The sequence below is a fragment of the Reichenbachiella agariperforans genome, from assembly GCF_900142205.1.
Classification (GTDB): domain Bacteria; phylum Bacteroidota; class Bacteroidia; order Cytophagales; family Cyclobacteriaceae; genus Reichenbachiella; species Reichenbachiella agariperforans.
Genome location: NZ_FRAA01000001.1, coordinates 50,889 through 76,868, shown reverse-complemented (window position 1 = coordinate 76,868; position 25,980 = coordinate 50,889). Strand labels below are relative to the sequence as shown.

11 protein-coding genes are annotated in these 25,980 nt (G+C 43.0%); 6 read left to right on the top strand and 5 right to left on the bottom strand.

What is annotated here, in order from left to right:
- Positions 1-68: 68 nt before the first annotated feature.
- Genes BUB99_RS00235 through BUB99_RS00215 form a run of 5 tightly spaced genes read right to left on the bottom strand, consistent with a single transcriptional unit; the run spans position 69 to position 4,629 of the window.
- Entirely contained in the window at positions 69-953 is an 885-nt protein-coding gene (locus BUB99_RS00235) for a metal ABC transporter permease (RefSeq protein WP_073118354.1), read from the bottom strand.
- On the bottom strand, positions 953-2,260 hold the full coding sequence (locus tag BUB99_RS00230) for a metal ABC transporter permease (protein ID WP_073118352.1): 1,308 nt from the start codon (positions 2,258-2,260) through the stop codon (positions 953-955). The genes BUB99_RS00235 and BUB99_RS00230 overlap by 1 nt, the downstream gene beginning before the upstream one ends.
- On the bottom strand, positions 2,260-3,051 hold the full coding sequence (locus BUB99_RS00225; RefSeq protein WP_073118350.1) for a metal ABC transporter ATP-binding protein: 792 nt from the start codon (positions 3,049-3,051) through the stop codon (positions 2,260-2,262). Before BUB99_RS00225 ends, BUB99_RS00230 begins: the two co-directional genes overlap by 1 nt.
- Complete coding sequence (locus tag BUB99_RS00220) at positions 3,051-3,971, bottom strand: metal ABC transporter solute-binding protein, Zn/Mn family (protein ID WP_073118348.1); 921 nt, start codon at positions 3,969-3,971, stop codon at positions 3,051-3,053. Before BUB99_RS00220 ends, BUB99_RS00225 begins: the two co-directional genes overlap by 1 nt.
- Before the next feature lies 1 nt (position 3,972).
- Entirely contained in the window at positions 3,973-4,629 is a 657-nt protein-coding gene (locus BUB99_RS00215) for a metal-dependent transcriptional regulator (RefSeq protein ID WP_073118346.1), read from the bottom strand.
- Positions 4,630-4,931: 302 nt separating this feature from the next.
- Here BUB99_RS00215 and BUB99_RS00210 point away from each other — a divergent pair, with 302 nt between their 5' ends.
- The 6 genes from BUB99_RS00210 to BUB99_RS00185 form a co-directional block, all read left to right on the top strand.
- The gene (locus BUB99_RS00210; protein ID WP_073118344.1) at positions 4,932-7,877 is read left to right on the top strand and encodes a helix-turn-helix domain-containing protein; all 2,946 of its coding nucleotides are present in this window, start codon (positions 4,932-4,934) and stop codon (positions 7,875-7,877) included.
- Positions 7,877-8,866 carry a mechanosensitive ion channel family protein gene (locus BUB99_RS00205; RefSeq protein WP_245816764.1) on the top strand — a complete coding sequence of 330 codons (990 nt, stop codon included), beginning with the start codon at positions 7,877-7,879 and terminating at the stop codon, positions 8,864-8,866. Before BUB99_RS00210 ends, BUB99_RS00205 begins: the two co-directional genes overlap by 1 nt.
- A 519-nt stretch (positions 8,867-9,385) precedes the next feature.
- A complete protein-coding gene (locus tag BUB99_RS00200; protein ID WP_221407471.1) occupies positions 9,386-10,162 on the top strand; it encodes a rhamnogalacturonan acetylesterase in 777 nt (258 codons plus the stop codon).
- 295 nt (positions 10,163-10,457) lie between these two features.
- Positions 10,458-20,909, top strand: coding sequence for a S8 family serine peptidase (locus tag BUB99_RS00195; protein ID WP_084190250.1), 10,452 nt, complete (start codon positions 10,458-10,460; stop codon positions 20,907-20,909).
- Positions 20,910-21,177: 268 nt separating this feature from the next.
- The gene (locus BUB99_RS00190) at positions 21,178-22,770 is read left to right on the top strand and encodes a 7TM diverse intracellular signaling domain-containing protein (protein ID WP_170863694.1); all 1,593 of its coding nucleotides are present in this window, start codon (positions 21,178-21,180) and stop codon (positions 22,768-22,770) included.
- Positions 22,771-22,921: 151 nt separating this feature from the next.
- A partial coding sequence (locus BUB99_RS00185; protein ID WP_170863693.1) for a beta strand repeat-containing protein occupies positions 22,922-25,980 on the top strand: 3,059 nt, incomplete at its 3' end.

Below are 25,980 nucleotides of genomic sequence, written 5' to 3'. Positions count from 1 at the left end.
AACAACTTCAGATCAAAGAAAGTCAATTTGCCAGCAACGAGGAAAGAAATATTGATCTAATAGCAGCCTCAATTCTTTGATGTCTCATACAGCTGTCTACGTCTTTTTGCGATCAGTCCATCCACAGGAGAGAAGATAAATGCTAGCGCAAAAAATAACCCTGCCATCGTAGACATGGCACCTGCTATAGAGCCGTCTAAGTATACAGCGAGATAGTAGCCTGTTGCTGATGTCAATATGCTCAGTGCTACAGTGATCCATAACATTTTCTTGAAATTGGCAGTGAGTAGATAGGCAGTAGCAGGTGGTGCAATTAATAACGCTACGACCAGAATAGCTCCGACAGATTCGAATGAAGAGACTGTAGTAAGTGACACTGCACTCATCAGCAGGTAGTGCCATAGGCTAGTTGAGATACCAATTGCTGATGCAAAGGCAGGGTCAAAGGTGGTGAGATGTAACTCTTTGTATCCTAGTGTGATGAATAAAATAATAACGACAAGGACTACTCCAGAGATATACAATGATCTTGGTCCATAAATTATACCGTTTGATCCTATCCATAGGTCAAGAGGTACATAAGCGATTTCGCCATAGAGCACACAGTCTTGATCCAAATCTACTTCTCCAGCATAGACAGAGATCAGAATAACTCCGAGCGCAAACAGCCAAGTAAAGGTCACGCCAATGGAAGCATCTGACTGCAAACCTCCTTTTTTATGGAAAAACTCGATGAGGAAAGTTGTGAGTACACCAATAGCCCCTGCACCCAATAGCATGGTGAAAGAATCCCTGCTGCCGCTGATCAGGAAGGCCAGAACGATTCCAGGCAGTACGGCATGAGAGATGGCATCACCTACCATGGCCATTTTCCTAAGAATGAGAAAGCAGCCAAGCAAACCGCATGCGATGGCTACCAATGATCCGGTTGTTATGATGTATATCGCATCCATTATTTATTCATCAGGTTAGGGTCGTAGGGTATAGCAGAACTGTGAGGGTCGTTTTCTGGGTATTCTAGTAGGGATTCTAATCTTCGTTCTAACTCAGGCGTCAGAATATGCTCAATATTATCCGCATCTTCATGTACATGATCTGGCGCGATACGCAGATATTTTGTCAGGTAGACTTCCCATAGTCGGTGTAGTTTGACGACACGACGGCCTTTGATTTTACCCTGTTCGGTCAAACTCCATTTGTCATCCCTATTGGATAAATACCCTTGGATATGTAAACGTCTGAGTCCTTTCTTTAGGGATTTCATACGGATTGGTCTTTTGTTTTGAAGTTCAGTGAGGGTTCTAGCACGCTGATGATCAGCATCTATCTCAGAGAGTTGGTAGAATAGTTTAAGAATGTTTTCGTTGAGGATTCTACGCTTGATACGGTATTGCCTCAGTAGTTTGTAGAAAATGCCCTTATTGGGCGCGATAAAAAATGAAACCAGAGCCAGCATTGAGACGATCAGAACTATCCATGGACCAGTAGGCATAGCAGGCGCAGTGTAAGAGATGAAGGCACCGCTGATCCCAGATACAGCTCCGAAAACAGCTGCAATGACAAGCATTACGCTCAGTTTGTCCGTCCAGAATCTTGCCGCAGCGGCTGGCGTGATGAGCATGGCAGCCATCAGTACCACGCCGACAGCTTGGATACCAGTGACCACTGCTAGTACCGTCAGTGTAGTGAGTACGAGTTCTAGCCTCCTAACGGGAAAACCAATGGACTTGGCAAAATCCTCGTCGAAGGAAATCAGTGCAAATTCTTTGTAGAAGAGGAGCACAACTACTACCAATACTAGACTGATACTACTAAATACCACCAAATCAGTACCTACCAAGGCAGCAGCTTTTCCGAATAGGAAAGAGTCCAAGCCTGTCTGAGCGGCATTGCCTGAGTGCTGTATCATCGTGAGTAAGAGGATGCCTATGCCGAAGAATACAGATAGAATGAGACCGATGGAAGTATCTTCTTTGATTTTGCTGGATCGCGTGATGAAATCAATGAGTACGAGTGCTAGCCATCCTGTGATGAATGCTCCGATGATGAGTACGACGGGATTCTTATTGCCAGAGAGTAAAAATGCTAAACAAATGCCAGGTAACACAGAGTGCGCCACGGCGTCTCCTACGAGTGCTTTTTTCTTGAGAAAGGTAAAGCAACCGACCAGTGCCGAACTGATAGCTAACAATACAGAACCTGCCGCGACATAACGAATGTTAGGATCCTGAAACGAAAAGAAGTAGATCAGATCTTCCATTAGGTGACGTCTCGGGTTGGGAATCCTTGCTTTCTTAGGAGGTTGCCTACATCGGATAGGATCGTGAGTTTACCTCCGTAGGTTTCTTGTAGCAGCTCTTGAGTGAATACTTCTTCAACAGGGCCAGAGGCCACCAGTCGAGTGTTTAATTGTACAACCCAGTCAAAGTATTTGGTAACGGTCTGGAGGTCGTGGTGTACGACTATTACTGTTTTGCCTTGTGCAGACATTTGTTTGAGGATGCCGATGATGGCTTTTTCTGTGGCAGCATCCACGCCTGCGAAAGGCTCATCCATAAAGTATAGATCGGCATTTTGAGCTAAGGCACGTGCCAAGAATACGCGCTGCTGTTGACCACCAGATAACTGGCTGATTTGTCGGTTGGCGAACTCGGTCATCTTGACCTGAGCGATGGCATAGTCTGCCGCTTCATAGTCTGCTTTGCGAGGACGTTTGAATAGTCCCACTTTGGCATAGCGTCCCATCACCACCACATCTCGTACTGACGCAGGGAAGTCCCAATCCACAGATTCTTTCTGTGGGACGTAGCTGACTTTCTTTCGAACATCATCTAGTGGACTACCGAATAGTTCTACCCAACCACTACTGAGCGGAATCAAACCCATTATGGCTTTTATAAGTGTTGATTTTCCGGCACCATTGGGTCCTATCACACCGACGAGTGAGCCTTTGGGTAGCGTCATGTCTACGCCCCAAAGTACAGGCTTTCGGCTGTAGGTGACCGTGAGATCATGCACTTCCAGTATAGGGTTTTCTACGTTTACTATCATTATTTCAGTGCGTTTACGATGGTTTGTACGTTGGTATGTACCATGCCTATGTAGGTGCCTTCAAATTCGCCAAACGAGCCCATGGCATCCGAGTATAGGCTACCACCAATTTTGACGTCATGTCCACTTTCTTTACAACCTTGTACAACAGCATTGATCGCTTTTTTGGAGACGGATGTTTCGATGAACACTGCTTTAATTTTTCGATCTATGATCAGTTTTACCAACTGTGAAATATCCTTAAGACCTGGTTCTGATAGAGTAGAGAGTCCTTGTAGTCCTTTGACTTCTATATCATAGGCATCCCCGAAGTACCCAAATGCATCGTGTGCTGTGATTAGCAGACGTTGAGAAGGAGGAATGGTCGCAATTTCGGATTTGACGGCAGTATCTAAGGAATCGAGCTGCTGTAGATAGTTGTTTGCATTTTGAGTATAATAGTCGATATGAGCACTGTCATAGCGGATCAGTTGGTCACGAATGCTTTGTATAGCATCAGCCCACAGCGCTACATCAAACCAAATGTGAGGGTCGTAAGTACCTGGGTAGGTTTCGCTTTCGCGCAAAAGGCTATCGGAGAGATCTGCACTGATGGCTGCCACGTTCTTGATGCGTGCCAGCTTCTCGAATACTTCCCCCATTTTACCTTCTAGGTGTAGTCCATTATAAAACACAATATCCGCTTGTTGGAGTTTTTGGAGATCCCCCTGTGTCGCTTTATAAAGATGAGGGTCTACACCGGGTCCCATGAGTGCTTGTGCTTCGACTTGATCTCCACCGATGTGAATTACCGCATCGTAGATCATACCTGTCGTGGTGACTATTTGTACTTTTCCCTTCTTTTCTTTCTGTTTTGGAGTACAGGATAGAATGCAGAATAGCGATAGAATGAGGGTGATATGGTAGAGGTGTTTGTTCATGTTATTCGGTAACGAGCAGGTTGTCTGCTACTTGTTTAGAGATGAAAATGGTGGGATAGCCTATAATGTCTATCTGCATAGAACCATCAAAGGTGTTGATGTCTTTGATGGTGATTTTAGATCCGAGTGAAATATTGATTTTGTCTAAATGAGCCAAAAAGTCAGATTCTGAATTTTCTACACCTGTAACGATGACTTGTTTGCCCATTTTGACCTCTGTCAGCGGGACTTTCTTGCCGATGACGATTTCTCCGTTTTCGTCAGGAATTGGATCTCCATGAGGGTCTACACGTGGATAACCTAGGAATTTATCCAGTTTGGTAACAAGTACCGGTGATTTGATATGTTCTAGTTGCTCAGCGATCTCATGGACTTCATCCCATTTGAAATCCAACTTGTCTACCAAGAATACTTCCCAGAGGCGGTGTTTTCTGATCACCAATAACGCCGCCTTTGCACCTTTGATGGATACATTGGCACCTTTGTACTTTTTGTAAGAGACATAGCCTTTGTCACTCAGCTTTTTGATCATGTCACTGACCGAAGCGGGTTTCGTCTTGAGGACATCCGCTATGGCGTTGGTAGTGACCGCATGCTGACCAGAGTCAGACAAGTGGTAGACGGCTTTCAAATAATTTTCTTCTGCGTAACTAAGCATTCATCCTGTTGTTCAGGCAAATGTAAGATTATTTTAGATTCATCTAAAAATATTTTCAGTTCATTATTTTCGGTTAGGGCTAGTTTCTACTTTGTACTGTGGTTAAAAATCTGCTTTAAGAAAAAGCCAATCGAAAAAAGAATGATACAAAACCTATCCGTATTTTAGAATCCTTCGTATTGCTATCACTTTGCGTCTGATCGTAATTTTATTCCTTGATTCGTTTTTTGAGAAAGCAAGGGATTGGATTACTTTACAAGATGAGTGCTCCTAAAAGTAGGAGCTAACTTTTAACCAATATAATGAGCCTGACGAACGAAGAAATATATGAGCATGTAGAGACGCTATACCAAGCGCATTATCTGGGGCTAGTGGAAGACCAGATGAGTCAAGAGTGTGACCACATGTTAGCTATTATTGCTGCTGCTGAAATCCAAGAGGTTGAAGGAGCTACTGATGATCATCAGCGTATCGCTGCTCGCAATGAGAAGCTGCATCAACTCATCAATCAGTCTTGGGACTTACCTGAGAAAAAACCATTGGCAGAAATCTATCCTAAGCTATTTGAAGCTTGGGAGATTGAAATGGAGAGTTGTCCTCTACAGCAGGTGGATGAGCAGTCTAGAGATCGATTTTATCCGTTGGTCGGGGATTCTATCTTTTTGAGATTACTAAAGATGAGTAAGCGCAGCTTGTTGATTTTGGGTCAGCTACCTCGACGCTTTGTTAATTTGTTTCGAAAGGAGAAACGAGCGCTTCACTATTGGTCTCATACTATACCAATGCGTAATTTGGTGCAGAGACACTATGGGGCACGTCTGATAGAGGATCTAGAAGGGCTGACTGATCATTTCTTTGGCGGAATGGTCAAGGAATACCTTACCGTCAAAGCTTGGCAAGAAACCATGGCCTTGGATGCTACACATGCAGCAGTTAGCTCCGTACATATGACAGATCATGTGTTGGCATTCAAGAAGAAATGGAGTGAATCGACCCCAGCTATTATAGCAGAGATATTTGCAGCACGACGAAAGGCCTTCGAGCAGGAGTACGAGCGTGCAGGCACGTGGGAGTATGCCAAATGGAAACTGTCGGACACCAAAGTAGCAGGGTGGTTGATGGATGCTCACGAAAGTTGGTCTAGACATCAGTACGAGTGGAAGAATACGATCTATGCAGTGTTCGAGGATTGGAGGTCCGATCTTGATATTTACATCCTACAACAGAAAACTCTCGCAGAACTATCACAGTACCAGGAGGCACAGCGTCAGAAATTGACCAAATATATCGATCCTGATATAGGTAAGATACAGCAATTCATTACAGATGCACTGGATGGATTAGGTCAGCCACAGGAATCTATCCTCAAGGAACTGAAGCGCCTGCATTATCAGACTGTGAAGCAGCTGGATCAGAGTTTGGTACCGCAGCTCAGTGAGAAGCTTTCCAGTCAAAACATAGTAGGCCATATCAATAAACTGGAAGTCACTGTGTCTCAGCTCGTGTCTGAGCTGTCCGAAGAGCATATCATCCTGAAGTCTGGTGACTATGATAGACCGCTCAAGCATGATGATTTTCATCAGATATCCATTGACGAACTGATCACTTTTGAGACACTCGTGGTGTTTCAAAACGAACTGGCACGATTCAAGACACAGATGTTCAGTGTCTTGGAATCAGCTGCAGATGAGACCAAAGATCTTGATCACATCATTACGTTTAGTCTATCGTCGGCGATTGCATCTTTGGATGATGAAAAGTCAGATCAGGAAGTGATTCTTATTGCCGAGGAAGGTTTTCAGCGGGCATCTTCACGTCTATCAGAGATCAGGGAGAAACTACAACTATCACTATCAGAAACGAGCGATGGTTTGGAGGCAGCTGTTCAGCAGTTTTGTGATAGTCTCACCGCACTGACACACAATGAAAATACCAGAGAGCTCAAAATGCGAATCACCAAGGCCAAGGCAGCACGCCAAGCGGTACAGGTTCGCGAAGAGCTTCAGGACAGAATCAAGGGGGTGGCTTTGCAGCTATGGGAGAAATCCAAAGTGAATTATACGGTATTTAGAGCTGAATTGAGCAAATGGAGTGGTCGTTTTATCCTCACTGCCAATAAGCCAGAGTTGACCAAGCAGGTTTCGGATTTCTTATACGAGTCGCAGCAGGCATTGGACAAACTGCCATTGATCTATCAGCGACTATACCAGATAGAGCCACTCGAAGATCTCGAACTCTTCGAAGGACGTGCCATGGAGTATGAAGCGCTCCAGAGTGCTTTTAAAAACTGGAAACTAGGCAGGTATGGTGCAACTGTGGTTTTGGGAGAGAAATGGGGCGGCTTGACTTCCTTTATGAACTATGCTGTCAAAGAGGTAGGTTTTACACACTCGGTCTCACGACATGCACTAGAAGGGAATCTGTATAGTCACGACGATTTCATCACGATGATGTGTCGCTTGTTCCAGTTGGAAAATATCCAGAACATGGACGAACTGGTTAGTCATTTTCATCAAGGCCCTAAACGTGTCATCGTGTTGGAGGATATTCAGAAAATGTATTTGAGGAAGGTGGATGGGTTTCAGGCCTTGATCGGACTCAATCAGTTGATTAGTCGAACAGGGCAGCACATCTTTTGGGTGGTGACTAGTACGATCTATACTTGGAACTACCTGAGTCAGACGATACAGATTAATCAATATTTTTCTTATATCATCGAGTTAAAGGAGCTGACCAATGATCAGATTATCAATATCGTCTGGAAGAGAAATAAAATCAGTGGCTACAACATCCAATTCGAAGTAGAAGAGGAGAGGTCCAATGATAAGAAGTTTATGAAGTTGACATCTGCTCAGCAGCAGGATAAGTTGAAGCAGGAGTTCTTTTCTTCGCTCAATTCATTTGCGAAAAGCAACGTAAGTATGGCGCTGATTTTCTGGTTGTTGTCTACGAGAAAAATCGAAGATAACAGGATTACCATAGGGACTTTTAAGAACCCTAATTTAGGGTTTCTAAAGGCATTGTCTATGGAAAAGGTTTACATTCTCCATGTCTTGATTCTGCATGACGGCTTGAACGTAGCACAGATCAGTGAAGTACTGAATATACCACAGACGCACTGTCAGCTCATGCTGTTGGCACTGCTAGAAGATGGAGTAGTATTCGAAGAAAAGTCCACTTATATGATTAATCCGATCGTCTACCGAGGCATGATCAATTTGCTAAAATCCAAGAATTTAATTCACTGATGATGAAACGATTGTTGATACTAGTATGGCTCCTGTGTCTCATGGCACCAGTAGCTCATGCGCAAGATACTACCCGGTTGGACTCTGCTTTTATGCAGCTGGACAGTGTGATCTATCCAGATGAGGCTAAGAAAGATACGATCGCTGAGAACAAATCGGATAGTACAAAAACACCTACACAGACCGTCAAAGAAAAGACTAAACAACTCGTAGATAACCCTCCCGATATCAGTGAATTGATTTCGTTCTCTGAGATTTTTTGGGCAGTCGTGATTATGGTCGTGGGCTACTTTGTGATCAAGTTTACCTCGCGGATTCTAGAGTTGTTCGCAGAGAAGAGTACGCAGTACCGTATCACGATCAAGAGTTTGATTCCAGTGGTCAAAATCGCTGGCTGGGTCATTATTTTGATTATCATTATCATGGGGGTGTTTCAGCCACCAGCTGCTACGATATTGGCTTTTTCTGCTTCGATTGGTGTGGCAGTAGGATTTGCCTCTCAGGATATCTTGAAGAATATATTTGGAGGGATTATGATTCTCTTCGATAGACCCTTCAACTCTGGGGACAAGATCGAAGTAGGAGAGCACTATGGCGAGGTAGTAGAGATTGGACTCAGATCTACTCGTATACTGACGCCTGATGATAGTTTGGTATCTATCCCCAATAGCGAAATTATGAACAAGGCTGTCTCCAATGCCAACACTGGAGAACCCAACTGTCAGGTGGTCGCAGAGATCTATCTACCTATCCACGTAGATACTGTCAAGGTGCGCGAGATTGCTACACAGTCAGCACAGGTCTCCAAGTATGTCTACATGAACAAACCGATTGCAGTCATTTTTATCAATGAGATCAAGCATGAGAAACCGATTTTTCGCGTTCGACTAAAAGCTTATGTGTTAGATATCAGAGACGAGTTCAAATTTAAAAGTGAGATGACCGAGATCGTTATCAAGAAGCTAGTAGAAGAAGGTATGATTGGTTGATGAATTCTAATGATACTCTCTTTTCTATCTGTTGAGATTGTGTAGGTTCTTCTTCGATGGTTTCCTAAAGTCGTATCGGGATTTTTTTATCATTTGTATAGTGATGTTGATCAGTAAGGCAACTCCTGTTCTGTCGGAGATGATATTTTCTCTTGCCAGATCAGCAGGCGTTTTTATAGGAAAGAAACCAGCTGTTTCGCTGGGAGCTGGGGATTATGGCTAGAATCATCAGCACTACACCTGCTGAATATATCCGGAATAGCCACAATACCTCCCATACTCATCAATCCCTTTTTTATAAGTTCTTTTCCTTTCATTAGTTTTTTGTCAGAGTAAAATCACTCTGAAGTTTGGAAGTAATACCTAAGCTACATTTTGCGGAGCTTTTGATGACTAATGTGAAATGGGAGGAAATGGTTGCTAATTGAATAGCCTTAATACCTACAGGTATCTAATTTAGTTGGATAGTTTAGAATTAAATCTGATCAAAAGAAGATAGTTATTGATATGGTAGGCAAGATGAAAAAGAGCATGCTCGTGGTAGTAATAATGATGGTGCTATCAGCTGGTGGAATGAAAAAAAAGGTGACAACTGTTTACCTGATAGGTGACTCGACAATGGCTGATTATAACCTCTATGAAGGAGGTTATATAACGACACGGTACCCTCTGACTGGCTGGGGTCAGGTGTTTCAACCTTTTTTTGCAGCAGATAGCTTGCCCTTGGTGAAAGGTCTGATCAGTACAGATAGTGTGATTGTCGATGATCGAGCACGTGGAGGTAGGAGTACGCGAACCTTCTTTCAAGAAGGCAGGTGGCGTAGTATATATGATGGTCTAAAAAAGGGGGATTTAGTACTGATGCAGTTTGGTCACAACGATGCTGCAGAACAAAAGACTGAACGCTATGTTGATGTAGAGGGCTACAAAGAGTTTCTCAGGCTATACATCAGTCAGAGTCTGCAAAAGGGAGCCATTCCTATCGTTCTTACCCCAGTAGCGCGGAATTATCCTTGGGAGGAAGGACGCCTTAGTAATGTACATGGAGACTATCCTACTGCTGCTATAGAGGTTGCTCAGGAATACGGAGTTTTGATCATAGATCTTAATCAACGCTCCATGTCTGCATTTAGTGATAAGGGTATGGAGTATGTGACTGATCACTATTTTATGAATCTACAGGAGGGGCAATTTGCTAATTACCCAGAAGGAAAAAATGACAACACCCATTTCCAACCAGAGGGAGCCAAAGCAGTGGCTCAGTTGGTCTTTGATGCATTGCAAGAGCTAGAGTAGTTTTATTTATATCTAGAAAACAAATGGCTTGTTACATTTTGATGTTTTTTTAAGGAAAGAGTAGCACTATAAACCGTTACTGACAATTGTATGCTTTTGGTAATGCTTTTGGCTTAATGAATTGATTATCAGTTAGTAAATAGATTGGTGATATAGTTTGTCATAACTAGGGTAGTTTTCAAGGGGGATTAATTCTTAAAAAGTGTTAATACTCTGTCGTAAGTCACTATTTTGCGATGTTATTTATTAATACGTTAAAGGAAAAAAGTCTGTCACGTCTTTCCAACCAATTTTTATGAGAAAATATTTACTGGCCATCGTATGTATGGCATTTTACTTTGTTGTTACAGGACAAAGTTCATCTGCGGATCTAATCAATAAAGTCGTCCGTGTTAAGTTCCAAAAAAATCATCAACTACAGCTGAACAATCAGCAAAACAGTTTTCAAGCAACAGGTACATACTTGTCGGTAGGGAATGTGGGTTTAGATCAAGTCAACCAACGCTTTTCTGCTCAGCAAATGCGACGAGTATTCCCGTATGCTGGAAAATTTGAGTCCAAACATCAAGCTTATGGTTTAGATCTCTGGTATGATATCAGAGTTGATGCAGAGACTTCTATAGAAGAACTCATGGCGGCATATGGGGCGATAGAAGTCGTAGCTGCTGTCGAGCCGATTCAGGTGTACAGTACTGGTGCAGAAGATGCAGTTCAGTCTACCAATGATCCTCGTCTCGATGAGCAGTGGCACTATGAGAATACTGGACAAACTGGCGGATTGATTTCGGCAGATATTTCACTTTTCGATGCATGGCAGACGGAGGCAGGAGATGCTCGTGTCATCGTATCGGTGCATGATTCGGGGATAGATCTGTACCATCCAGATTTACAGAATAGGATTTGGACTAACAATGGAGAGATACCAGGTGATAATATCGATAATGACAACAATGGATATGTAGATGACTACTATGGGTACAATTTTGCGGCAGCAGTGGCAGGAGGAGATCCGAGTAGCGTGATGGATTATAACGGACATGGTACGCATACATCTGGTACTATCGCCGCAGAGAACAACAATGGTATTGGGGTGTCAGGTGTAGCAGGGGGTACTAGTGCGAGTGATGGTGTACGTATCATGATGATGCGACTAGGAGATGACTATGGATCCAATTCTATCTATAACCCTGCACCTTCTTACATTTATGCAGCAGACATGGGGTCGGTGATTTCATCCAACAGCTGGGGAGGTGGTAGTTATGACGGTTCTGTCTATGACGCCATTCAATATTATATTTCAGAGGCTGGTGGTAGAGATAGTGGCTTGGAGGGTGGTCTAGTTATTTTCTCATCTGGTAACTCCTCTAGTACTAGTTTTGATTATAAGGCTGATATAGATGGAGTAATTATGGTGTCTGCTACGAACCATCTAGATCGAAAATCTTGGTACTCTAACTATGGTAGTTGGGTGGATATATCAGCGCCCGGTGGGGAGACGGATATTAGCAATCAAGGTGTCTTGAGTACCCTGCCTGGGAATAGCTACGGTTTTTTTCAAGGGACGTCTATGGCTTGCCCTCATGTGAGTGGTGTAGCAGCACTATTGGTTTCAAAGGCTTTTGGGTCAGGACTTACGAGACAAGGGCTGGCTGAAGCACTGTTGTCTACGACGGACGATATTTATGATTTGAACCTTGGCTATACGGGGCTACTCGGGACAGGACGACTCAACGCCTCGCGTGCGCTTGATGCCGTGGGGACAGGAAGTGCAGGCCCTGGAAGTGTGCAGATCGATCCAGCTTCTGTCAGTAGGGAATTGACTATAGGGGAAACTAGTGAAGTCGTAGTGCGCTTGGTCAACACAAGTGAGTTTGACCTCACTGTCAAGATCGCTACGCCAGAAGTCTCATGGATCAGTGTAGATAGACCCAGTGTGACAATAGCTGCTAACACGACCGCAAAAGTTCCTGTTACCTTAAGTGCAGCTGATGTGGGGGGAGGCAATAGTAGTTTCTTAACGTTTAGCTACCCTTCGGTATCTAGTCTGCAGACTTACCGACTGCCTATATCGGTTTATACCTTGGATCAACCCGAGTTGACTTCTGTAGATACAGTCTTCTTCAGTGATTTGTACCCTGGACAGCAGGAGTTATTGAGCTTCTCCATACAAAACTCGGGGACTGGATACATTGAACTGCTCGAAGCGAATATGGCGAGTGATCAGTATAGTTTTACTTTTGATCCCTTGACTTTAGCTCCTGGGGCATTTCAGAGTTTTGAGGTAGCTTTCTCCCCACAAACCTCAGGTTCGTGGGTGGATTCTATTCTGTTTCAAACAGACCATGAAGCGATCACGCACCACAAGGTAGTCTTGGTAGGTAAAGGGAAATCGACACTGCCCCCGGTACTGAATGTGAATACTACCACGATTGATATTGATGAAGACGACCCTCTATCTGGACAGGTCTTCTTTACCATTACAAATGACGGTGAAGACCTTTTGAATTATTTAGTCAGTGCGGAAAGCGCTCAAGTTTTTGACCCATTGGAAGACCAGTCGGTAGACGCAAAGTCAGAAAGTGAAAAGGATGAAGTGTCATCTATCGGGAGCTACAAAACCAGTGTAGATAGCCCTGTAGAAGAGGTGATGGATTTGGCATGGGACGGCAGCCATCTATGGGTAGCGGATCAAAATTCTAATTTGATACTGAAGTACGATCTGAGTAGTGAAACAGTTTTGGATACCATAGAATCCGTTGCGATACAGTCGGTAGCGATTGCCGCAGATGAAGCGTTCTTGTATGAACAAGATGCGTATGAAGGTCGAATTGTTAAGTACAATCTGACAACTGGGGGGATTGATTATCTGAATTTACAGAGTAGGTATTATGATAATAACATTGGAGTAGATCAGTCAGGCCTTTGGATCCAGTCAAATTATACGATGTATCAGTTTGATAAAGATTCGGGGGAAGAGTTGTTAAGTTATTCGATAAGTAGGAGTAGTACTGATCCGGCCTTTTCGATAGTAGCCAATTCCTTATATATTAAGCAATCAAGCTATTTATATGTATATGAAAAGGAATCTTATTCGCACAAAAACCGCCTGTATCAGGTAGCAGGGCAGGAGGTATCGAATACCGATGGGTTGTCATTCGATGGTGAGAAAATGTGGACGGCTATGAATCAATATGGCAAATTGGTAGCCTTTGATATCTATGAAGACTTTACCTATATGTACAATTATCCAATTGGCTATTTAGCTGCTGGTGAAACGGCAACTATCCCGATATTTTATGATTTGTATGGATTAGACCAAGGCAATCGCTATACTGATAGATGGATGATTAGTTCTAATGCTATAACGGATAGTAACGCCACAGTTGAAATCAATGCGACTATAGCTGGTGAGTCTCGTATGGAACTATCTAATACTATCACCATAGATGCCTATGTGGATCATCTCTATGAAGACTCTTTACAAATTTCTAATACTGGATCGGGTATACTAGAGATTGACATGATCAATGCGTTCGACGATCGATTTGAGATTGAAAATAAAGCATATTCTGTAGCAGCATATAGTTCTATCAAAGTTCCATTTAGTCTTTTGTTAACTGAGGAAGGTTCATTTAGAACTTCGTTGGCAATAGGTACTAATGATCCTGTCGAACCTTCATTATTAGTAGAGGTGCATGTGATAGGTCTATTGGCTCCAGAAATTTCTGTGGATTTGGATCAGATCGTCATGACCCTATATGAGTCTCAAGTAGACTCTGTAGCGATCAATGTAGAGAATAGCGGTCTGGGTTCACTGTTTTATTCATTTCTTAATGATCCACATAGCACTGAGGTAGTTGTAGAATCGACCTCTGAGACTTATATGGGAACTGCGCAAACGACTAAGTCGAAGGAGGAATTGGACTTGTTGGAGATCAAAGGGCTGCCATACAGCTCACAAGCCATTGATCGATTGATGGCAGCTGGTACTCGAAATACGGATTTGGAAGACGTTTTATCTGCATTAGATGAATCATATACGGAGATCAATTCTTTGATTCCTAATCGATATGATTTCACGAATGGAGAAACAGGGAGTTCCATTAGTGATGGGGGTGGAGATATGTATGATACGGGTAATAGGCTTTATACTTCCATAGGAGGGCCTATTGGTTATACTAATGGTGAGATTCTAACTAGCTATTATCTCCAAGATGAAAATTATTTTACCGCAAAATACCCAGGTTTATTTGTCTTCGCGGCAGATTATAGCGACTTAGAAACTTTTGGTATAAATGGAGGGCTCGGAGCAGATGGTTCGGGCAGTGTAGATGGTGCAGTTTTATCCTACAGAGTTGGGAGCAAGGAGTATCTCGGCTTTGTTAAGCGAGTGTATAGCACCTCTGATCCATCAGTGAACCATCTCATTATCGTAGAAAATAATGGTTCTGTATACCACAGCTTTGATACATATAGTGATAGTGATGAACACACCGTGTATGAATTGTCAGGTACAAGTAGACTCTATTATCTATTGTTTGCCAGTGCTAGTGGTGGATATGTGGACAATGATGATATGTCATCTATCATGGAGAGGTTCATTGAAACAGTAGAATCTGATGGAAGTTATGAATTAGAACCTTCGCTTAGTGAAGTGAATACTATTCCGTTTGATACCTACGGGTTAGATTTCGGGGAGTACGACTACAACGTACAGGTGCTCAGCAATGATCCTGATCTACCTGTGATTGATATACCTACTAATCTTACCGTGCTGCCTAGTGCGAGATTTGAATCGAACAATGATACTTTGAGCTTCGAAAATGTGGCAGTAGGGAGTACGGGTCATGCTTATTTGTTCTTCACTAATATTGGTAGTGAGGATTTGATACTAGATGAGGTGACAGTTTCAAGTAGTGCAGGTTTTGAGGTTGTGAGCTTTACTGATACGGTAGGGTTTCAACAGTATGGAGTAATAGAGGTAGTTTACACACCTACTGAAATCGAAGAATTAGAGGCAATGTTGTCTATATCTACTAATGATAAGACCCATGCAGTATATGAAATTGCAGTCAAAGCATCTGGGGTTGCTTCAGCAATTTTAGAATTTGAAGAGACCTACGTTATCGATACGATAGCTGTGGGAGAAAAGAAGGATAGATCAGTGACATTGTCCAATCTCGGTACTGATGCGCTGTCTTATCGTCTAGTGGTAGAGGAGGCTGTTCCGTACCGCTATCTTGCGGCGGGTATTGAGTCTTATAGAATTCAAAGTGGTGTCTATGAGGGAGGATTGAAAGCTCCAGCTCAAACGACAAATAACGGCAAGACCATAGCTGCACACACGGTTACTCCAGAGGAACTAGCTGGAGGGTTTCAATCCTTGGGCGGAAAGAGTGTTTTGGTTATCTCATCTGATTATAGTTCCGCAGTGGAGAGTGTAGTAGATTATTTGATCGCCTCTGAGTCTTTTGGCTATGTAGGTTATGTCAATTCTAATTATGGTTTTTACTTCGATATAGATGATATGAAACAGTATGACGCTGTTTTGTTATATGACAAAAATGGTCATCAGAACGCAGATGTACTTGGTGATGTTTTGGCTGACTATGTTGATTTAGGAGGAGGGGTGGTTTCGGCGCTGTACGAATCCTCTAACCGTTCGATGGGGGGGCGCTGGAGAGATGAGATCGAAACCTATTCGGTCTATTCCAATCAAAATCTGCAAGTGTTATGGAATTATGACAACATCTCCATGGGGACTGTACACTTACCAGATCATTTGCTAATGAATGGCGTCAATACTTTCAATGGTGGAATATCTTCAGTTAGATATAATGCAACGGTAGATGATCTCCAACCAGATGTTGATTTGGTTGCATCATGGTCGGATGGTACACCACTCATAGTAGCCAAAGAGTTGCCGCATGCGAGGTTGGTTGATCTAGGGTTTTACCCTGTTTCAGATAGTTATGGTGGCTACAACTGGGACAGCTCTACTGATGGGGTACAAATAGTGGTCAATGCGCTCAACTATGTCGCTGGTGGTATTGCGCACTCCAATGTCGACTGGTTGGAATTATCTAGCTACTCCATGGAGAACCTCGAAGGAGGTGCGACTAACGAGATTACTGCCACGATCTCTTCGGACGAGACAGAAGAATCGCTGAAGTCTGCGAGAATCACTGCCTATAGTGGAGATTCAAGAGTTGTCACAAGAACTATGCAGCTGGATGTTTTCAGCGATGGCGTGTCAGACCTTGTAGCAGTCGATACCTTAGATTTTGGTAGTGTGACTATAGGATATACTGCAGATGCTATGTTACGAATTCTCAATCAAGGGAGTGGAGCGACGTATTACTATCTCGCTGGTGACAGTTTGGGGAACTTTGAAACCACGTACTATGATAGCCTTTTGACAGGTGGTTTTGAGACGACAGGAAGATTGATTCAGTTTACAGGAGATGAAATAGGTCACTACTTCGAAACCATTACAATTAAAAATGTCACTGATGTGCAGAACCGGGAGGTTGTACTATCCGCCGAGGTAGTTCCACCAGGTGTTATTCGACTAAACCCAGATAGTGTTTCGTTGTTTGCAAACTATCAAGGACAGGTCGCTTCGTCATTTTATATTCATAATGAGGGTGAGGCAGACTTGGCGTTCCAATTTGGAACGTTTCATACACAGCACCTGACGCAAAACTTCAAAGCAGAAGAGCATACTCCTTTATCTTTTTCGGCCATCCCTACCAAAGGACAGGTTGATAGTCGAGTAGGCTACCCTGTATCCCAGGGGATTGGGGTGGATATTTTTGGGTATGCTTTTATGGATAGTGATGAAGACGAAGGGCCTGATTACCTGTGGCAAGACATTACTACTACAGGTGTAGAGGTTGATTTAGAAGATGATGCTTCGGTCATGATTAATTTGCCATTTGAGTTTCCTTTCTACGGATTGCGAAAATCAAGTATATCGATTGGTGCGAACGGAGTGTTGTCTTTTGATGATCACGTAAACAATCCAGTCAATGCGCAGATACCAAGCGGTGCATCACCCAATGGACTAATTGCTGCTTTTTGGAAAGATTTATCTCCCAATCTAGGAGGGAGCATCTATTATGTACTGACCGACGATCATTTGACAGTTCAGTTCGATGCAGTACCTGATTATGAGCAGACAGGAGTTTTTACTTTTCAGATACAATTGTTCGCGTCGGGAGAGATTGTCTTCTACTACGAGGAGATGCAAGGCACTACGGAAAATGTAACAGTGGGTATCGAGGATGAGTCAGGAGCGCGGGGGCTACAGGTGGCATTCAATACCGATTATGTCAGAGATGGGTTGGCCGTACGGTTTGTTCACCCGCAGCAGCGAATCGATCCAGCGCTAACGAGTGGATTGGTTCAACCAGGAGATTCCTTAGAAATACCTTTCGTGTATCATGTGATGGATGACTTGGGTGGGTATTATACAGATTATCTGACGGTATCTAGCAATGATACGATTAACCCAGTTAGCCAGTTGAAGATATCCTATTTTGTGGATGCTCCATCTAGTATAGCGGTATATAGTGACACCTTGATGATGGATACCACTTTTCTTACACAAGTCAATCAAAGAAGCGTTTGGTTTGAAAACGACAGCTTAGGTATCCTAACGGTAGACTCGATACGTTCGGCTAGTACACAGTTTGAACTGTTGTTTCCATACTATGAGGCTACTAGTTTGGCATTGAACAATGAAGTTTCTTATCGAAGCAGTACGAAACGCCTCACGGTCAACATCACAGACATAGAGGAGGTATTGCGTGCTAAACTGGTTAGAAAGAAAGACGGCGTGACTACCGAAGTGACAGATTTAGCTTTTACATGGGAAGAGGGTAATCTAGTGATCTCACAATTACTAATTATGTCTGATGAAAACCAATGGCAGTTAGGTCAGGGCGAGTTGTATCTTGAGTTGTTCTCAATAGCGCATTTGGATGGGTTAGCATCTTATCAGTTGTTGCCCGCACCAACATCGGTCGATCCGTATGATTATTCTGACCAATTCAAGTTACTCTATAAGCCAACAAGGATAGATGTAGACACTACCATGATCACCGTGTATAACAATAGTGCGAATGCGCCAGTGTATCAGTTTGTAGCGATCGGGAACGGGCGTGCATCAGCAGCTCAAATTTCGGTCAGTGTGACAGAGCTTGCGCAAGTTCTGGTCGTCAACGATAGTATCGATCAGACTTTTAGGGTGTCTAATACGGGGTCTGATTCTCTATCTCTCTCGTTTCAGTCCGCTAGTGTTTCTTTTGAGTCCAATCTGAATCCGATTCGCCTCAATAGCATAAACGAAATAGCCAGTGAAGGTGAGTCAAAGGATAACCCATGGATAGCACCTTATAGAGAGCCTACAAGTAGTGATCAAGTGTCAAGTAGAATGATGGATGAATCATCAATCGGTACGACTTTTTATGGCTCGATTGTTACCTACACTGACTTCAACCTTCTAGGGTACAGTACAACTAACCATCCTGAGGATTTTAACGAAATTATTTCTGCTGGCTATAATACTACTTTGGCAGCTGAGTTTGTATATGGATCGAGTACTCAGATGTACGTATTGGATTATGTGGGTAGGCTTAGTTTGGTGGATGTCATCGAAGAAACCAGTTATACTATTTTCCAATTTCCATCGGTTGGTAGCTGGACGGGGCTGACTAAAGACCCAGTGACAGGTAGCTTGTATGCGAGTACGGAGACAGGATTGTACTTAGTAGACCCTGTTACTTTTTCGACAGAGTACGTTGGTTATTTTGGGACAAGTAATATGATAGGGATCGCGATGGGTGAATCGGGTCAGATGTATGGTTATACTTTAGAAGATAACCTATATGAGATTGATGTACGTACAGGTGCTGCTTCTCTGGTTGGTTACATCGGGTTTGACGCTGTGTTTGGTCAAGATTTGGCGTATGATTTTAAAACTAAGGCTTTTTACATGGCCGCCTATTCCAATGCCAACGGTGCAGAACTTAGAATGGTTGATACTAACACTGGGATGACCCAAAGTTTGGGAGCCTTGGCGACTAGTTATGCTGGAACTCAGATGACTGCTTTGGCATTTGAGTCAGGGGTTTCAAGTAGTGTGTTTTCTATCACGCAGCAGGATACTGTGTTAGCGCCAGGTCAAAATATCGAAGTAAGTATTGAGTTCAATTCTTCTAATCTTAACAATGGAGTCTACACCTCAGATTTATGGGTCAATAGTTCGGATCAGTCAAACCCATCGGTCCAGATACCACTGGCACTTACCGTCACGGGTAACAATGCGCAAGTGGGGGACTATATAGATAAGCTAAACTTCGGGTTGAGTACAATCTATGATACTACTTATGTCGAGCTACAGGTTCAAAACATAGGTAAGGATGTATTGATTCTGGATTTGGATGAGCGTGTGTCAGGATTTATGTTGGTAGATGATGCAAACGATTCGGTTCGCATCGGTATCGAGGAAACGAAGATTATTCCCATCCAGTTCGTCCCAACTGAGCCTACTACTTATACAGGTGAAATGACTTGGTCTACCAATGATCCTGATATGCCAGTGTTGACAGTCGGTCTATCAGGAGCTGGTCAGCGGTCTTCTGTCGAGCTGAACATGGATGTTTTTAGTTTTGCTTTTGAATCCCACCGAGGAGAGGAACTATCGGCTACCTATCAACTCTCTAGTGTCGGTAATGATACGGTCATGTATCAACTGATCCCTGAAGATGGCGTGACATGGATGCGTATGGTGAAAGATAGTTCATATCTACAGGCAGATTCTACGGCTAGTTATGACTTGGCTATCTCTACGATGGATATGGAAATAGGAGAGTATTCGTCCTATTTCACACTGTTGTCCAATGATCCCTACTACGATAGCTTGGTCGTGCCAGTAGCGTTGGTCGTGTATAACCAAGAGCCAGTACACGAAGAGGCTTTGGAGGCTAGATTGATCGCTATTGGAGAGGATACTGTGAGCGTAGACCTAGGGACTTATTTTAGCGATGCAGATGAGGATGTGTTGAGTTATGAAGTTGCTACTGTGGGCTATCTAAACAGAACACTAGAAGATGGTCTATTGACACTCTGGGGGACGCAGTTTGGTCAAGGACAGCTACAGATCACAGTGACCGATGGTCAAGGGGGGAAAGTACAAACAGCTATTGATCTAGTAGCGAATACTAGACCTATCATTACCAAAACCATTGGAGAAATTTATGTGAGTATGGATGGTGAGTTCAAAGAGTCTCTATCACTCGGTGATTATTTTACAGATGCCGATGGTCATGACCTGATGATGACAGTCGACTCATCAGCTGTAGCACAGTTTGTCCTCACGGATGACAATGATCTGTTTATCAAAGGAACTGCCGAAGGAGTGGATACTGTGGCGCTAGTGGCTCAGGATGGTTGGCATGAGGTCAGTCAGTCGTTTAGGTTGGTAGTCGAAAAGGAAGACATGAGACTGTACCCAAATCCTACGAAGGAGTTTTTTCAAGTCAACTTTCCTATCGAACTCAAAGATGAGTTAGCGCTGCGTTTGATTGACCTCAGTGGAAATATCGTTAAGGAGTGGACGGTCATGCCTGATGGAGACAATGTCTTCGAGCTAGATATAGCAGAGGTCAGAGCGGGAGTTTACCTTTTGGAGATGTACGACGGGGACAACCGAGTAAGCCAAGAGCGTATTGTAAAAATCTAAACCTTAGATTTATTAAATAATACCACTCCCCCTATGGTAAATCTAACTTTCATGAACACTGATTGGTCATTTTTTTAAACGATCAGTGTTCATGAATTTAGTAAGTAGCCTGATTAGATTATCTTTCTCAACAAATGGGTAGTAGGTATATTTGGGCTTGATGATTGATACGAAGTTTTTTTTGTTTGCTGTTACAGGTGCTTTGCATCGAATGCGAAGACATATTATTGCAGGATTAGTAGCTGTACTTTTTTTAGTACAACCGTGTGTGTGCCAAGAAACACTAGTTTTAGAAGGGGAAGGGAGTTGGGATATTAATGCTGTTTCGAGTATCAGCCAAAAGGCTAGGTATACGACGATTGGCGATTTCGCTGCGGATAGTTTAGGGTTCGTTCCAGTCAAAAATTCCAAAATGAATTTCGGTCTTTCCACAGATCAGTTCTGTTTTCGATTTATGCTACAGCAGAAACAGAAAGACCCTATCAGGTATTCGTTACAGGTTAATTTTCCAGTACTAGACTCAATAAGTTTGTATGAAGAGGTAGACGGGAAATTGGTTTTGCTAGGAGTTGTCGGTGATCAAACGAGAGATGAAAATCAGGAAAAGGCCTATTATCATACACTGCCTGTTTTACTAACTGATTCGCTTCCGCATTCATACTTTCTAAATATACAACCCGTGTACAATGCAACTTTTCCCGTTCGCTTGTATACACAAGATGCTAGGGACCGATATGTGCTACAGGATGTAGTTAAGTTCGGTTTCTTCTTAGGGTTTATGTTAGTCATTACGCTCTTTACTTTGATCCTCTATGTCCGGCTCAAAGAAAGAATATATCTGTACTATGCAATGTTCACTTGGTGTAGTTTTTTGTTTGCCTTTTTTCGTAATCGTCTAGACCTTGTTTTCTACCCTGAAGGAGAGTTGCTGCATGCCGTACCACATATTTCCATGTTGTTTTTGACACAGGTCTTTTTTGCTTTGTCTTCATTGGGTTTTTTGGAGGTGAAATCCTTTGCTCCTAGATTGATAACACCGATTAGGTTAATCATAGGTTTTTTAATCTCATTGTTTGCCATGTCACTATTGGTTAGAGAAGTTTGGGTGGTTCAACTGAGTGTCTTGGTATCTATATTTGACAATGGTTTGATGCTTTTGATGGGAATATACATCTGGAGACGAGGTAATCATATAGCCAGAAACTATCTCATTGGATTGTCTGCGCTGTGTGGCTCTATCATTTTGTATTCACTGAGTACATCTGGTTTGATCGGAAATGAATTTTTAGATTTCAATTACCTCAGAGCAGGAGTGATGTTGGAGATGCTATTTTTGACCTACATTATAGTAGAGCGATACAGTCACACGATAGCTACACTCCAGATTGAAAAAAATGAAAGAACACGACAGCAAGCCAGAGCTCAAAAGTTGGGAGACGAGTTGGAGCAGACTGGCAAGGAGTTGTTTTCCACGGCGATGGAGGTAGCCCAAAAAAGAGAAGTAATCGAGCAGATCAAAGCAGGGCTAGAATCTACTGATGGCTTAGCAGGTAGTGAAGAGCTGCTACGTAAGGTTCTCAGGAGTGACAACCAAAAGGAAAGAGATTGGAATCAGTTTAGAGAATACTTCGAAAAGGTACATACTGGTTTTTTATCTCTTTTGCTCAATAGATACCCTGCACTCACGACGCATGATTTGCGCATATGTGCTTATATCAAAATCAATTTGTCCACCAAAGAAATAGCCAGTTTGCTCAATGTGAAGCCTACCAGTGTACAAGTGATGCGTCATCGTTTAAAAAAGAAACTACAGCTCGACAAGGATACGGATCTCATACGGTTTATCCAGAATTATTCTTAGCAAAGTAGTCCTTGTATAAGCTTTGTATAAGGTTATTTCTAATGAATAGGATACGATTTAGATAGTTTTATGCGTTATTTGAAATGTAAGTCTTGGCCAGCCTTTGGTAGATACTTACATGGATTGGAAAACATAAAATCAAATAGAACCTATGACCAAATATTTACTTTCCCTTACTTTTTTTAGCCTCATGATTTCATGGTCTGCCACGCGGGCGGATAGCTATCTATTCCCAGCTGCCGCCCCATCACTTGTAGTGACTTCTACGGGAGATAATGGAGGTATAAACCCTGCTGTAGGAGCAGGGACTGGAACCTTGAGACAAGCTATTGTTAACGCAAATGCCAATAGCTCTGCTACCATAGCTGTTCCACATATCATATCATTTGATTTGGACGCGACAGAGCAGATTACATTAGAGGCTACTCTTCCTGCCCTCAATCAGCCCATCATCATAGATGGGACGACAGCTACGGGCTGGACTTCTACGAATTTAATAACAATCATAGCGACTGGATCAGCTAAAGTGAGTAATGGTAGTGGGTTTAACTTAGCTGCAAATGGTTGCCAGATTTATGGGTTAGAGATCACTGGATTTAACGCGTCTAATCAATCGACTATTTTGATTACAGGGACACAAGCGCAAATCGGAGATATCAATAAAGGCAATGTCATTAGTGGTAATGCGACGGCTATTCGAGTCAATGCCAATAACAATACAATCAAAGGCAACAAGATCGGGACGAATGCAGCAGGTACTGCCGCTAACGCCAATACGGGAACACTTATCGTATTTTCGAGTGGCACATCAGGCAATGTATTAGGAGGTACTACTGCTGGGGAAGGAAACTTGATCTCTGGTAATTTGTCCAGTATTTTATTAGACGGCAATGCTACATTGCTCGGCAACTATATAGGGACAGATATTACAGGTATGTCATCCATCCCTAATCAAGGGACATCTGTTTTTGTGAGGAATGGAAATGGCTCAACCATCGGTGATGGTACTTTGGCGGGGCGCAACGTGATCTCGGGAAATACGGGTAACGCTATTTTGGTAGATGCTAATAATGTGACTATTGATGGCAACTATATAGGTGTCAATGCAGATGCCACGGCCAAATTGGCTAATGATGCTGGAATTTATTTGCGAGGAGGAACTGGAGCTAGTATCGGTAATGGAGAATCAGAAATAGGTAATATCATATCCGGTAATAATTCGTATGGATTGCTCATACGAACATCTGGTGCGACTATCGTCGGCAATGCCATAGGCACTAACCTCGATGGGACACTGAGTCTAGGAAACAGCAGTGGAGGTATTAGTATTGATGGGAGCAATGTCCACGTAGGTGGGAGTGAGGAAGGAGAAGGCAATATCATCGCTTATAACTCTACAGGGGTATATGTTACTTCTGGTAGTGGTAATGCCGTGCGGTCCAATAGCATATTCTGTAATAGCATTGGACTAAGAATAGATGCAGGTGCGAATGGAAATAAGGTTGTTCCGGTTTTTGCCAATATCACGGAAGGGGCAGGTACAGGTTCGATTAGTGGTACTTCTGAATCAGGAGATGTCGTGGAGGTCTATGTAGCAGATGATGATTGTAACAGTGATCAAGCCAATACTTTGCTGGGTAGTGCAATAGCTGATACTAACGGAGATTGGGTTCTCAGTGGACTAAATATCTCCGCTGGTGCTAAGATTAGTGCAACTGCTACTTCTACCAGTAACAATACCTCTCGTATTACTTTTGCTAAAACGGAGATCGATGTGTACGAAGGCACGGACAATACTGGCACAGCTATCGCAGATGCACAGTCTGCTACGGTAGATTTAGGATCTCAGGCACTGGGGACTGACTTGGTTACTACTTTTGCGATACACAACTCAGGAGCAATACAGCTGTCTGTTAGTAGTGTGACTGTATCTGGTACTGACTACAGCGTCAGTATTACTACTAATATCAATACTGGCAATACAGATATAGCAGGAGGAGGAACAGAAACTTTTACCCTGACGCTCAGTGGTGCGACCAGTGGTACTTTCGAAGAGATCGTGACCATTGTTAGCAATGATGCCAATGAGGGAACCTATACTTTTCCTGTTTCAGGTGTCATCACAGATCCAGAGATAGACATATTGTTTGATGAAGAGACACTAGAGGATGCGCAAACCAACCATGTGGATTTGGGAAGTGCTATAGTCGGCTCGGACTTGGTTTCAACTTTTACCATCGAGAATACAGGGAATATCGCGTTGAATGTTTCTTCGATTACCGTAGACAACAATTCCTACACTGTAGGTTCAGCCATTGCTGCAATAGCAGCAGATGATGACGATACTTTTACTTTGACACTCTCGGGCGCTACTGTAGGGATTTATACGGCTACAGTGACAGTCGTGAGTGATGATGTGGATGAGTCCACATTCACCTTCCCGATCACGGGAGCCATCACCACTCCTGAGATTAGTGTATATGCAGGAGATGATGATACAGGTACAGCACTTAGTTTCGATCAAACAGAAGTACTCGATATGGGCACTGCTGTAGAGGGGACTGATTTGATACAGACGATCGCGATCGTAAACACTGGGTCAAGCGTATTGTCTATCAGTGATATCACAGTGACAGGTAGCGATTTCGGTATAGAGAATGCACCAGGCGAAGTAGGAGCAGGAGAGACGGAGACTTTTGAGATCAATCTATCTGGTGTGATCGAGGGAAGTTACAGTGCAAGTGTAACGATCAACAGCGATGATGCAGATGAGGCTACTTTTACCTTTCCTGTATCGGCTGTGATTACTAAGCCAGAGATAGCAGTGTTCGAAGGAGATGATAGTTCTGGGACTGAAATATCGGATGGGAATACTAGTTATGCTTTGGATTTTGGGACGGTGATAGAGGGAACAGATCTATCCGAAAACATCACCATAGCCAACATAGGTTCTAGTGTATTGAATGTGAGTAGTATTACGGTGACAGGCGATTTTTCGGTGACTAGCATGATCAGCAGTGTAGCAGTAGATGGTTCAGCTACTTTTACAGTTAGTTTAGCTGGAGCGGCGGCTGGGACTTATGAAGAGACGGTGACCATTAGCAGTGATGATGCAGACGAAGGGACTTTTACATTTCCAATCACCGCTGAGATAACAGCACCAGAGATCAATGTCTATGCAGGAGCTAGTAATAGTGGAACAGCATTGTT